We start from the raw sequence: 11,731 nt of genomic DNA, 5'->3' as shown, positions 1-11,731 counted from the left end.
CAGCGCCCGGCAGCGCCGCCACCGGCCCCGGCTCCCACACCGAAACCAGTGGCGCAACCCTACCAGTCGACCAATGTCACGCCGCTGCCTGCCTATGGCTCCGCCAACGCCAATGCCGTCAGGCAGGCGCCACCGCCCCCGCCGAGGCAGGACAGCATCGACGACACGCTGATGAAGGAACTCGAAGTTTCGCTGGACCAGCCCAAGTCCGGCGGGCCGGCCGACAAACCGGCAGCCAAGGCACCGCCGTCGCTCGACGACGAAATGACCAGGCTTTTGGGCGAACTCTCGAGCCAGAAGAGATGATTTGCGCCCGGGCCGCCTGCCAGTGAACTGAACCAGTCGACGTTCAAGCGCGCTTGGCCAGTTGAAGTGCGCGCCGACGTCGAACAAAAATGGCCGGAGAACCGGCCATTTGGCAATCAATGCAGAGGCGATCTATCAGTCGTCGCGATAGACTTTTTCACGGCGCTCATGCCGCTCCTGCGCTTCGATCGACAAGGTAGCGATCGGGCGCGCGTCGAGCCGCTTCAACGCGATCGGCTCACCGGTCTCCTCGCAATAGCCATAAGTGCCTTCGTCGATGCGCTGCAGCGCCGAATCGATCTTTGAGATGAGCTTCCGCTGACGGTCGCGGGCCCTGAGCTCGATGGCGCGATCAGTTTCCGAAGAGGCGCGGTCGGCGAGGTCGGGATGGTTGGCGTTTTCCTGCTGCAGGATTTCGAGGGTTTCGCGCGCTTCGCGCAAGATGTCATTTTTCCAGGTGACGAGCTTCGAGCGGAAGTAGGATTTCTGCCGTTCGTTCATGAACGGCTCGTCTTCGGAGGGTACGTAATCGGCGGTAACGATGTCGTTCATTCGACTCACCCAACAGCCCCAAATTTGGCGCTTATATATTCGCCGCCAGACGCCTGCACAAGCGCAATCAACCGCCGACTCACGCAATTGTTAAAGTGTGTCTCCGGCCTTCGCCGGAGCGGGATAAATCTGTTTTGATGGCGAAAGTACGACGATCCTCGCCGATCGCCCCGCAGGTGATTCGCCGCGCTGAAGAACGCGCACCATTGTGCGCGAAGCTTTTCTCGTGGCTAATCGGCGCAGGACTTCGGCTTTTCGGGCGTCATTGGAGGTTGTGTGAGCAGGCTTTATCTGTTGCGACACGCCAAGGCCGGCTGGGCCTTGCCAGGCATGCGTGATTTCGATCGTCCACTCGACGCATCCGGCCGCGCCGATGCCGAAAAGATGGGGACCGCGATGCGATCCCGCTCCTATGTTCCGGACCTGACGCTGTGCTCCAACGCCAAACGCGCCAGGGAAACGCTCGAGGGACTGGCTGGCCAGACCGACACAGGCAAGGTGCTGTTTTTCGACACGCTCTACAGCGAAGACGCAGCCGGCTATCTCCGGCTCGTCCGGGATCATGGCGGACCCGGGTCATTGCTGGTCATAGGCCACAACCCGATGACTGAGGATCTCGCCATGGCGGTTTCGGGCGATGGTGGCGAGACGGAGCGGGCAATGCTCAATCATGGCTTTCCGACCTCGGGTCTCGCCGTCGTCCGTTTCCCCGGCAATCTGGCGAAAGCGGCCCAGGGAGCGGGTTATCTCGAAGCGTTTCTGACACCTGCCGATCTCTGATGCCGATTTCCTGCACCATTTCAAAGCCTGGTTCCAGCGCCTATATCGGACGGACGCAAGTCCGAGAGAGCACATTTTGGCATCATCGCTGACCACCTTCACCGACGAGGCAAGAATTGCCCTCGACACTTTGTCGGGACGTGCCACCGGACTTTTTTCTCCATCGCTGCGTCTGGGTATCACGGGTCTCTCCCGCGCGGGCAAGACCGTCTTCATCTCGGCCTTCGTCCACAATCTGATCCACGGCGGACGCCTGCCGCTCTTCGAGGCGCAAAAATCGGGGCGGATCGCGCGCGCCTTCCTCGAACAGCAGCCCGACGATGCCGTGCCGCGTTTTCAATACGAGGACCACATCGCCGCTTTGGTCAACGATCGCGTCTGGCCGGACTCGACCCGCGCCATTTCGGAACTGCGGCTGACGATCGAATATGAATCGGCCTCCGGCTGGAACCGCATGTTTTCGTCAGGCAAACTGTCGGTCGACATTGTCGATTACCCCGGCGAATGGCTGCTCGACCTGCCGCTGCTCGGCAAATCCTTCGCCGATTTTTCGCGCGAAGCCCTCGAAATGGCCACGCTGCCGGTGCGCGAGGACCTTTCGCGGGCCTGGCGAGCGATCTCGGCGGAAATCGACCCGAATGCCGACGCCGACGAAATGACGGCACGCCGGCTGGCTGATAGCTTCGCCGCCTATCTCAAGGCATGCAAGCTCGACGAGCGGGCGCTTTCGACCTTGCCGCCCGGCCGTTTCCTGATGCCCGGCGACCTCGAAGGCTCTCCCGCGCTGACCTTCGCGCCGCTGGCAGGCCTCGGAGACAGGCGCGCGCGCAACGGCTCGCTGCACGCCATGATGGAACGCCGCTACGAGGCCTACAAGACGCATGTCGTCAAACCGTTCTTCCGCGAGCATATCACGCGTCTGGACCGCCAGATCGTGCTCATCGACGCCATGCAGGCGCTGAACGCCGGGCCAGGTGCAATGGCCGACCTGGAGCGCGCCGTCACCGAGATCCTGAGCTGTTTCCGTCCTGGCCGGGGCAGCTTCCTCACCGACCTTTTCTCCCGGCGTATCGACCGCATCCTGGTCGCAGCGACCAAGGCCGATCATCTGCACCACGAAAGTCATGAGCGGCTGCAGGCCATCGTGCGGCGCCTGGCTGACCGCGCCGTGGCGCGAGCGAATTTCACCGGCGCCGATGTCGACGTGGTCGCCATGGCGGCGGTGCGCGCAACCCGCGAGGGCACCGTAAAACAAGGCCGCGAGACATTGCCTGTTATTATCGGCACGCCGATCGCCGGCGAGAAGATCAATGGCGAAACATTCGATGGAAAGACGGAAACAGCTATATTTCCTGGTGATTTACCGGAAAACATTGATGCTGTTTTCGACCTTTCGGGATCTGACCCCAGGCAGGACTCCGCGGACCCGGCAATCCGCTTCGTCCGGTTCCGTCCGCCGAAACTCGAACGCACGGCCGAAGGTGTCACGCTGTCGCTGCCGCATATCAGGCTCGACCGCGCCTTGCACTTCCTGATCGGAGACCATCTGGCATGACCGCGCCCCGCAAACCGGCGGCATTCCGCATCGAGCCGGAAGCAGCGCCGAAAGAAGACGCGCCACAAGCGCGCCAGGCCGAACCGCCGCGCAAACCGCGCCCGATGAAGGCCGATGTGGCGCTGGTCATCCCGGCGGAGATCGACGTTTTCGACGAACCGGACATTATTGCCGCCGAGCCACCGCCGGCGGTCGCCCCCAGAAGGCGCTCGGTTCTCGGCAGCATCTTCTTCGGCGCCTTCGGCGTGCTGGTTTCGCTGGCTGTCGGCCTGTGGACCGACCAGTTGATACACGATCTCTTTGCCCGCGCCGAATGGCTGGGCTGGCTGGCCGCCGGCATGGCGGCGATTGCGCTGCTGGCGCTTCTTACGATCCTGATTCGCGAATTCCTTGCGATCGCCCGCCTCGCCGAGGTCGAAAAGCTGCAGAAGCGCGCGCTCGATGCCATCGCGCGTGACGATCCGAAGGCGGCACGCGCGGTGGTCGATGAACTGTCGGCCTTTGTCGCGGCCAAACCCGAGACCGCGGCTGGCCGGCGCGCGCTGGCCGAATTGCGCGGCGAGATCATCGACGGCGCCAATCTGGTGCGCCTGGCGGAAGCGGAAATCCTCGGTCCCCTCGATGTCAGGGCCAAGGTGATGATTCTCGAGGCCGCCAAGCGGGTCTCATTGGTGACGGCGGTGAGCCCGCGCGCGCTCGTAGATGTCGCCTATGTCGTCTTCGAGGCCGGGCGCCTCATCCGCCGGCTGTCGGAACTCTATGGCGGACGGCCCGGAACGCTAGGTTTCTTCCATCTGGCGCGCAGTGTGCTGGCGCATCTGGCGGTCACCGGCTCGATTGCCATCGGCGACAGCTTTGTCCAACAGATCGTCGGCCACGGCCTGGCGGCGCGCCTCTCGGCAAAGCTCGGCGAGGGCGTCGTCAACGGCATGATGACGGCGCGCATCGGCATCGCGGCAATGGAGACGGCGCGCCCCCTGCCCTTCAGCGCCGCCAAGCGCCCGGGACTGGGCGATTTTCTCGCCGCGCTGACATCGTTCGCGACCAAGAAAGACGCCGAAACAGCCGGCTCCGCCAAATAGCGTCCAGCTCTTTGGGACGGTGCTCGGATTGCGGTTTCGAAGGCTCCCGGTGACGAAGCATTAACCAATCTTCTTCATGGTCAAACCGGTTTCAAACAGTCTCGTTGTTGCCGGGTGTCGTCGATGAAAAGCGTAATTCTGTCCAGCATCCTGCCCCTGGCGGCGGCGATCACAGCGGTCGCCGGTATTGCCTCCGGGGCCTGCGCCGGAGAGCCGGACAGGCAGTTTTTCCAGTCGGCCGAAGGCAAGTGGATCGGCCCCGGCGAAATCGTCGCCGGCAAGTACAAGGGCACGAAATTCAACTGCAGCTTCACCGGCGCCACCCCCGACGGCAAGATGGGCATGACGCTTGACGGCGGTTGCCGGGTCGGCATGTTCACCCAGCCGATGTCGGCCAAGATCGAGCGCAAGGGCCGCGACTACAAGGGTTCCTTCATGGGTGGCGCGGCCGGTGCCGGCCTCGATATCATCGGCGGCAATGTCGTCGACGCCCGCAAGGTCGTCTTCACCATCAACCGCAACCAACTGCGCGGCGTCATGCAGGCACGCATTCCCGACGACAATTCGATGACGGTGACGATCGCCGTGCGCGTTCAGGACCAGTTGGTGCCGGTCATCGGCATGAGTCTTAAGCGGGTCGATACCGTCGAGGTCGGCTCCATCGCGCCGAACTGAGCGACGAAAATCGCTTCACACTTTCCTGGAATTGCTCGAATACACCCCAAAAAAACCAAAGAGGCGGCAGCCCATCGCCACCGCCTCCTTTGAAACAGTCGGGCGTCAGCCCTTGATCGCGGCGGTCACCTCGTCATACGCCTTGCAGGCATCGGCCAGGGTCGTGGAGCCCTGATATTTGGTCGTCACCGCCTGGACCTTGGCGGTCAGGTCAGCCGCCTTGGAGGGGTCCTTGGTGATCGCCTCCTGCAGCGCGGCGGCCATGTCCTGCGCCTTCTTGGTCGCCATCTCGGTCGTGCATTCCGGCGCCTTCGAACAGGCGGAACCGGCAAGCACCGCCAGCCCGACGGCAACGAGCAAAAACCTCTTCATGTCAGTCATCTCCTCAAAAGGGTGGGACATGATCGCCGCTCACCCCCAATGGCCGAAGCCGAGCGTGCTTAGCCTTCGATTGCGGCAACAAGCAACGCGTTACCGACGTCAACTTGTGTAACGCGCCTGCAACATTGCCAACGGCCGGATTCAGGCTGCTGTGTCGGTGGCGGCAAAGTTCAGCTGCGCGGTTGTAGCAGCGCCAAGACGGATGCGGCAAGGATGGCAGTCGCAGTCAAAGGCGCTGTCGGGCCATAAGTGTCCACAACATAACCGCCGACAACCGCGCCGATGGTGATGGCGACTTGAAAGGACGCGACCATCAGGCTGCCCGCTGCTTCCAGCGCGTCCGGCGCCGCGCGAGACAGATTTGTCGGCAGCACCACCGGCGCCATGCCGAAGGCGAAGCCCCATAGCGTGGCGAAGCCAAAGGCAATGCCGATGTGCACGCCCCAAAGCACCAATGCCAGCGCCGCGAACGCCATCAATGCGGCCGTAACCACGAGAGCCACGTGGATATTGGCGTCGGCCATGCGGCCACCGGCAATATTGCCGATCACAGCCGCGATGCCAAATCCGAGCAACGCCAGGGCAATTGGCCCGGTCGCAAGGAGCGTCACGTGTTCGAGAAACGGACGTACATAGACCGAGCCGGCAAAATGCCCCGTCATCAGCAAAAGGATAGCAAGCATACCGAGTTGAATGCCACGCCGCCGTGTCAGCCGAAGGACGTCTGCAAGACTATTGCTTGCCGTTGCAGGCAAGGTCGGCAGGCTGAGTAACTGCAGCAGCATGGCGATCAAGGCCAACCCCGCCGTCATCGCCATGGCGCTGCGCCAACCCAGCCAGTCGCTGATCAACGCGCCCATCGACGGTGCGGCAATTGTTGCGAGCGAGACGCCGAGGGTAACGATAGCCATGCCCCGCCCCGTCGCATTGGCACCCACCAGCCTCGCCACGACGGCTACCGAAAGTGCCCAGAAAGCGCTGAGAGCGATCCCCAGCCCGGCCCGGCCCAACAATAACAGCCAGAAATTTGGCGCCAGCGCCGCAAGAATGTTGGAACCGACCGCCAAGGCCATGAGGCCGACAAGCACCGTCTTGCGGTTCAATCGGCCGATGAGGACATTGCTTAACATGGCCGTCACGGCGCCGACGGAAGCGGTGGCGGTGACCACCTGCCCGGCCGTCCCCTCGCTGATGCCGAGATCGCGAGCCATCGGCGTCAACAGACCTGCCGGGAGGAATTCGGCGGACACCAGCGCAAAGCTGGTGGCCGCCAAGGAAAGGACCGCGAACCATGTGGTTGCGCTCCACGTGGTCGGCGCGACGGCATCAAGGTCAATCGCCGCGTCTTCAAGCTGTAATGTTGTGTCAGTCACGGACGGATCTCCAAAGTTTGGAGATCTTCATAAACAACTCTTTTCGGATGAGATGTATCTTAAAATCCGAAATTCACGTCTATTCGTCCGGGAATTGTGCGGCGCACAACGCCCGGCGAGACATTGGTGATGCGCTTGAAGGCGCGAGCGAAGGATGCCTCGGAATCATAGCCCAAGCGGGTAGCAACCTCGGCCACCGACAAGCCGTTTTGCCCCAGCAACTCGCGGGCAAGCTGCATGCGCAGACGGGCGAGATAGCGTGCCGCGCCTTCTCCCAATACGGCACTGAAGCGCTCCGCGAAAATCGAGCGCGATTGGCCTGCCAGGCCGGCGAGGCTTTCGAGCGTCCAGTTATGGCCGGGGTCCCTGTGCATGGCTGCCAGAGCGCGGCCAATATTGGGGTCGCGGATGGCCGCGAGCCATCCGGTGGTCGAAGCCCCCGTGCAATTGACCCAGCAGCGAATGAGCCGGGCTGTCAGCAAGTCCGCCATACGAGACAAGATGGTGGCGCTGCCCGTCTGCGGTTGCGCGGCTTCCGCGGTCATAGCCGCCAGCAAAGGACCAACGATCGGGTCATTGCCGGCCACGTCGCAACCCTTGATGATAGGCGGCATCAACGTAATCAGCGGGTTTAGCGCACAGGCACCCAAGGCCATGGAGCCGCAGAAAAGGGTGCTTGCCGCGCCCGTGCCTTCCCGCACCACTTCGCAGACGTTGCCCCCCAAATTGGTCACCTGGCAACCCTCGAGCGAGTCGCCCACGACGTCCGGCGCACTCGCCAGCCGATGGGCGATACCTTGCGGCAGCAGCACCAGATCGCCATCGCGCAACTCCTGCCAGCCTTGCGCTTCGGTATGAATCCAGCAGGGACCCTGACCAACAAAGTGAAAACGAAGCAGCGATTGTTGCGGAAATTCTATGCTCCAAGGATGTCGGAGCTCGCAGCGACCATAATTGACTCCACTCAAGCGAAAGTCCTGTAGAACTTCGCTGAGCGCATCCATCGGGATGTGAGGCGCGGGACCCGGCCGGGACGAATGGTCAAGCATCGGACCCATATAGACACCAATCGTCCGACAGGCAAGCGGAGACCGTTGTTCCACTAGGGGAATCGCTTCAACGGCACCCTACCCGTCCTGGCAGGCTCCCCGCCCTTGCCTCCCGCTCCAACTGCATGCAAGGAGTGATGTCGGACACAGGGACAAGAGGCATGGCAGCGGAAGCATCAGGCAGCGATCTCATTCAGGTGGTGGCTCTGCTGGCGGCGGGTGTGGTGGCCGTCCCGATCTTCAAGCGCATGGGTCTCGGTTCGATTCTCGGTTACCTGGCCGCCGGCGTGGTGATCGGCCCATTCGGCATCGGTGTCTTTTCTGAATCGGGAGCCATCCTCCATGTCGCCGAACTCGGCGTCGTCATGTTCCTGTTCATCATCGGCCTGGAAATGCAGCCGTCGCGGCTCTGGGGCCTGCGCCGCGAGATCTTTGGGCTTGGCGCGCTTCAAGTCGGGGTATGCGCCGTGCTGCTGACCGGTATCGGCATGGCCGGAGGGTTTCCGATCGCGCAATCCTTCGTCGCCGGCGCCGGTTTCGTGCTGACCTCGACGGCCATCGTCATGCAGCTTCTGGAGGAACGCGGCGAAATCGCCTCGCCCAAGGGCCAACGCATCGTTTCCATCCTGCTGCTGGAGGATCTGGCGATCGTGCCTCTGCTCGCCCTGATCGCTTTCCTGGCGCCCGGCGGCGCCGATACCAGCCTCTCGGAGCGGCTGACCGAGGTCGGCATCGGCCTCGCCGCGATCGTGGGACTGGTGGTGGCGGGACGCTACCTGCTCAATCCCTTCTTCCGCATCCTGGCGGATGCCCGTGCGCGCGAAGTGATGACGGCCGCGGCTCTTCTGGTCGTACTCGGGTCGGCGCTCGCCATGCAGCTCAGCGGCCTGTCGATGGCGATGGGCGCGTTCCTGGCCGGCGTGCTGCTCTCGGAATCGACCTTCCGCCATCAACTCGAAGCCGACATCGAGCCGTTCCGCGGCATCCTGCTCGGCCTGTTCTTCCTTGCGGTCGGCATGTCGCTCGATCTGCATGTGGTGGCCGCGAACTGGAAGCTGATCGCCATCTATGTCGTCGCCTACATGGTGATGAAGGCTTTCGGCATCTACATCGTCGCCCGCATCCTGAAATCAGGCCACCGCGAGGCACTGGAACGCGCGATCTTCATGGCGCAAGGCGGTGAATTCGCTTTCGTGCTCTATTCCGCGGCCGCCGCCGTCGGCATCATCGATGGCCAGGCAAACGCGACGCTGACGGCGATCGTCATCATCTCCATGGTGCTGACGCCGCTGGCGATCATTGCCTTGCGCTATTTCACGCCGCGCGACGAGCAGTCGCTGGACGGCGTCGAAGTCGCCGATGGCCTGACCGGCAGCGTGCTGGTCATCGGCTTCGGCCGCTTCGGCCAGATCGCGAGCCAACCCCTGCTCTTGCGCGGCATCGACGTCTCGATCATCGACAACGATGTCGAGATGATCCAGGCGGCCGCCGATTTCGGCTTCAAGGTCTATTATGGCGACGGCACGCGGCTGGACATCCTGCACGCGGCCGGGGCCGGCCGCGCGCGGGCCGTGCTCATCTGTGTCGACAAGCCCGACGCCGCCATCCGGATCGCCGAACTCGTCAAGGCGGAGTTCCCCTTGCTTACGGTGCTGGCACGTGCGTTCGACCGCGGCACGGCACTGCAGCTCATTCGCGCCGGCGTCGACTATCAGCTGCGCGAAACCTTCGAATCAGCGCTCGTCTTTGGTGGCTCGACCCTCGAGGCGCTGGGCGTCGATCCCGAAGACGTCGCCGAAACGATCGAGGACGTCAGGCGCCGCGACACGGCCCGGTTCGAGACCCAGCTCGCCGAAGGCATCCGCTCGGGACAGCGGTTTCTGAAAGGCAATATCGGCACGCCGATCCCGACCCCGCTTTCCACGCCCCGCCGTCCCGGCCAGGCGCTCAACGAGGAAACGGCCGGCGTCCTGCATAAATCCGAACCGGCGAATTGAATTGGGGAATCAGGCAATGGAATTGGACAGCAGAGCCCTGTCGGTCACCAAATTCTGGCGCGACGCCGGCGAGGATGCGTGGTTCGAGAAGAACAACGCTTTCGATGCCGATTTCCGCGACGGCTTCCTCGACTTCCATTACGCTGCCGCACGCCGTGAATACGACGAGTGGTCAGGATATGCCGAAGGCTCGCTGGCGCTGATGATCCTGCTCGATCAGTTTCCGCGCAATTGCTTTCGCGGTACCGGCCACATGTTCGCGACCGACCCTCTGGCAAAGCACTTCGCGCGAAAGGCGGTTGCTGCCGGCCATGATGTGGTGCTGGAGCCGGAAGTCCGCGTGTTCCTTTATCTGCCGTTCGAGCATTCGGAAAACCTTGCCGACCAGGACCTGTCGGTCGAACTTCACACCGCCAGGGCCGAGTTCAATCTGAAATACGCGTTGGAACACCGTGACATCATCCAGCGCTTCGGCCGTTTCCCGCACCGCAACAGAATACTCGGCCGCGAGACGACGGCTGAGGAAAAAGCGTTCCTGGATGACGGTGGTTTCTCCGGCTGATACCGCCGGTCTAGCGCAGCCACCAGTCGCGGCCGGACGGCAGCCGCTCGATGCCGGCCGCATCGACCGCGCCCAGGCGATCGACAACGCGTTTGCCGTCTACGGTAAGGTCCGGCGCGATCTCGGCCAGGGGCGCCAGCACGAAGGCGCGCTCCAGCATGCGCGGATGCGGCACTTCGAGGCCCGTTTCATGGATGATGCGGTCGCCGAACACCAGGATGTCGATGTCGATGAGGCGCGGCCCCCACCTCTCCTCGCGCACACGTTTGAGCTTTCGCTCGGCATCGAGGCAGAGGTCGAGCAATGTCCGCGGCGACAGCCGTGTCGACAATTCGGCGGCCGCGTTGAGGAAGTCCGGCTGGTCGAGCTTGCCCCAGGGCGGCGTCCGGTAGAGCGAAGAAACGGCGGCCACGTCAGTGTCGGTATCGGCGTCGAGCAGGCGCAACGCGGCCCCCATCGACTTGGCCGGATCACCGAGATTGCCGCCGAGGCTCAGATAGACGGTGTTACTCGGGCCAGACAACGGTCACCTCGACGTAATCGAGCACGCCAGGCACCGGGGCATTCGGCTTGCGAACGGTAACCTCGGCTTTGCGGATCTGGAGAAAGCGCCCGGTGAGAGCCTTTGCGACTTCCAGGGCCAAGGCCTCGATCAGGAAACGCCTGTGTCCAGTGATGATTTCCTCAATGACGGTGAAGGCGACGCCGTAATTGACCGTTTCCCCGATGGCGTCATCGACGAGCGCGCGTCCGGGCTCGACGGTGAGCGAGGCATCGACATAGAAACGCTGACCGAGCGCTTCTTCCTCGTCCAGCACGCCGTGCCGGGCAAAGAAGGCGCAATTCTTCATGCGGATGACATACATGGCTCAGCGTTCCGATCCGGTTTCCCGCGCCAGCATAGCATCCGCCACGGCCAGCGCGTCCACGTTGATTGCGACATCATGGACGCGAAACAGATGCGCGCCCTTGAGCCGGAGAATGACGCTGGTCGCCGCCGTCCCGGCTACCCGGTCGGCTGCATCGCGACCGGTGACGGTGCCGATGAAGCGCTTCCGCGACGTACCGGCCATCAGTGGGAAGCCGAGTACATCAAGCTCGGAAAACCGTGCCATCAGGTCGAGGTTTTCCTCCGCCGTCTCCTTGGCGAAGCCGAAGCCTGGGTCGAGCACGATCTGGTCGTCGGCGACACCTTGCCCGCGCCCGATCTCCAGCGATTTCCCCAGGAACGCCAGCTGGTCCGCGATCACGTCGGGAAGCTTCTCGCGATCCCGGCCGGTATGCATGATGACGAGCCCGGCGCCGGTTTCGGCCGCCACTCGCGCAATGTCGGGCTCGCGCTGCAGACCCCAGACATCATTGACGATGTGCGCGCCGGCGGCCACGGCGAGCCGCGCGGTGTCCGCACGATAGGTGTCC

At 63.2% G+C, this 11,731-nt stretch carries 13 protein-coding genes and 1 pseudogene; 7 read left to right on the top strand and 7 right to left on the bottom strand.

Features of this window, described 5'->3' with window-relative positions; genetic code table 11:
- A pseudogene (locus tag O7A61_RS28065) lies at positions 1-306 on the top strand (hypothetical protein); the annotation flags it as partial.
- Positions 307-441: 135 nt separating this feature from the next.
- Here the strand turns inward: O7A61_RS28065 and dksA are convergent.
- Complete coding sequence (gene dksA, locus O7A61_RS28060; protein WP_027144926.1) at positions 442-858, bottom strand: RNA polymerase-binding protein DksA; 417 nt, start codon at positions 856-858, stop codon at positions 442-444.
- A gap of 276 nt (positions 859-1,134) precedes the next feature.
- Between dksA and O7A61_RS28055 the strand changes: the two genes are divergently transcribed.
- The 4 genes from O7A61_RS28055 to O7A61_RS28040 all read left to right on the top strand — a co-directional run bounded on the left by O7A61_RS28055 (position 1,135) and on the right by O7A61_RS28040 (position 4,950).
- Positions 1,135-1,638, top strand: a complete 504-nt coding sequence (locus O7A61_RS28055; RefSeq protein ID WP_027144925.1) for a SixA phosphatase family protein — start codon at positions 1,135-1,137, stop codon at positions 1,636-1,638.
- 76 nt (positions 1,639-1,714) lie between these two features.
- Entirely contained in the window at positions 1,715-3,193 is a 1,479-nt protein-coding gene (locus O7A61_RS28050) for a YcjX family protein (RefSeq protein WP_337132532.1), read from the top strand.
- Entirely contained in the window at positions 3,190-4,275 is a 1,086-nt protein-coding gene (locus tag O7A61_RS28045) for a YcjF family protein (protein ID WP_337132531.1), read from the top strand. The genes O7A61_RS28050 and O7A61_RS28045 overlap by 4 nt, the downstream gene beginning before the upstream one ends.
- A gap of 123 nt (positions 4,276-4,398) precedes the next feature.
- On the top strand, positions 4,399-4,950 hold the full coding sequence (locus O7A61_RS28040) for a hypothetical protein (RefSeq protein WP_337132530.1): 552 nt from the start codon (positions 4,399-4,401) through the stop codon (positions 4,948-4,950).
- Between the two features lie 105 nt (positions 4,951-5,055).
- Here the strand turns inward: O7A61_RS28040 and O7A61_RS28035 are convergent, their stop codons facing one another.
- The 3 genes from O7A61_RS28035 to O7A61_RS28025 all read right to left on the bottom strand — a co-directional run bounded on the left by O7A61_RS28035 (position 5,056) and on the right by O7A61_RS28025 (position 7,753).
- Positions 5,056-5,322, bottom strand: coding sequence for a hypothetical protein (locus O7A61_RS28035; RefSeq protein WP_337132529.1), 267 nt, complete (start codon positions 5,320-5,322; stop codon positions 5,056-5,058).
- A 179-nt stretch (positions 5,323-5,501) separates the two neighbouring features.
- The gene (locus O7A61_RS28030; RefSeq protein ID WP_337132528.1) at positions 5,502-6,704 is read right to left on the bottom strand and encodes an MFS transporter; all 1,203 of its coding nucleotides are present in this window, start codon (positions 6,702-6,704) and stop codon (positions 5,502-5,504) included.
- Between the two features lie 59 nt (positions 6,705-6,763).
- Complete coding sequence (locus O7A61_RS28025) at positions 6,764-7,753, bottom strand: AraC family transcriptional regulator (protein WP_337132533.1); 990 nt, start codon at positions 7,751-7,753, stop codon at positions 6,764-6,766.
- 161 nt (positions 7,754-7,914) lie between these two features.
- Here O7A61_RS28025 and O7A61_RS28020 point away from each other — a divergent pair, with 161 nt between their 5' ends.
- Both O7A61_RS28020 and O7A61_RS28015 read left to right on the top strand, forming a co-directional pair.
- Positions 7,915-9,750, top strand: coding sequence for a monovalent cation:proton antiporter-2 (CPA2) family protein (locus O7A61_RS28020; protein ID WP_337132527.1), 1,836 nt, complete (start codon positions 7,915-7,917; stop codon positions 9,748-9,750).
- Positions 9,751-9,766: 16 nt separating this feature from the next.
- Positions 9,767-10,312: a DUF924 family protein gene (locus O7A61_RS28015; protein WP_337132526.1), complete on the top strand. Its 546-nt coding sequence runs from the start codon at positions 9,767-9,769 to the stop codon at positions 10,310-10,312.
- A gap of 10 nt (positions 10,313-10,322) precedes the next feature.
- Here the strand turns inward: O7A61_RS28015 and folK are convergent, their stop codons facing one another.
- From folK to folP, 3 genes are all read right to left on the bottom strand, one after another.
- Positions 10,323-10,835 carry a 2-amino-4-hydroxy-6-hydroxymethyldihydropteridine diphosphokinase gene (gene folK, locus O7A61_RS28010; RefSeq protein ID WP_140503675.1) on the bottom strand — a complete coding sequence of 171 codons (513 nt, stop codon included), beginning with the start codon at positions 10,833-10,835 and terminating at the stop codon, positions 10,323-10,325.
- Positions 10,819-11,178 (bottom strand): dihydroneopterin aldolase, encoded by a 360-nt coding sequence (folB, locus tag O7A61_RS28005; protein WP_337132525.1) that lies wholly within the window; start codon positions 11,176-11,178, stop codon positions 10,819-10,821. Before folB ends, folK begins: the two co-directional genes overlap by 17 nt.
- A gap of 3 nt (positions 11,179-11,181) precedes the next feature.
- On the bottom strand, positions 11,182-11,731 hold a 550-nt coding region (folP, locus tag O7A61_RS28000; RefSeq protein ID WP_337132524.1), incomplete at its 5' end, for a dihydropteroate synthase.

The sequence above is a fragment of the Mesorhizobium sp. Cs1321R2N1 genome (assembly GCF_037179725.1).
In the GTDB taxonomy this organism is placed as follows: domain Bacteria; phylum Pseudomonadota; class Alphaproteobacteria; order Rhizobiales; family Rhizobiaceae; genus Mesorhizobium; species Mesorhizobium salmacidum.
The sequence above is the reverse complement of the archived record's forward strand: the minus strand, read 5'-3'. Positions and strand labels throughout refer to the sequence as shown.

What these genes read in the sequence shown, in the direction of transcription:
- dksA (WP_027144926.1), bottom strand. Translation starts at nt 858, where the DNA reads ATGAACGACATCGTTACCGCCGATTACGTACCCTCCGAAGACGAGCCG.
- O7A61_RS28045 (WP_337132531.1), top strand. Translation starts at nt 3,190, where the DNA reads ATGACCGCGCCCCGCAAACCGGCGGCATTCCGCATCGAGCCGGAAGCA.
- O7A61_RS28040 (WP_337132530.1), top strand. Translation starts at nt 4,399, where the DNA reads ATGAAAAGCGTAATTCTGTCCAGCATCCTGCCCCTGGCGGCGGCGATC.
- O7A61_RS28035 (WP_337132529.1), bottom strand. Translation starts at nt 5,322, where the DNA reads ATGAAGAGGTTTTTGCTCGTTGCCGTCGGGCTGGCGGTGCTTGCCGGT.
- O7A61_RS28025 (WP_337132533.1), bottom strand. Translation starts at nt 7,753, where the DNA reads ATGCTTGACCATTCGTCCCGGCCGGGTCCCGCGCCTCACATCCCGATG.
- O7A61_RS28020 (WP_337132527.1), top strand. Translation starts at nt 7,915, where the DNA reads ATGGCAGCGGAAGCATCAGGCAGCGATCTCATTCAGGTGGTGGCTCTG.
- O7A61_RS28015 (WP_337132526.1), top strand. Translation starts at nt 9,767, where the DNA reads ATGGAATTGGACAGCAGAGCCCTGTCGGTCACCAAATTCTGGCGCGAC.
- folB (WP_337132525.1), bottom strand. Translation starts at nt 11,178, where the DNA reads ATGTATGTCATCCGCATGAAGAATTGCGCCTTCTTTGCCCGGCACGGC.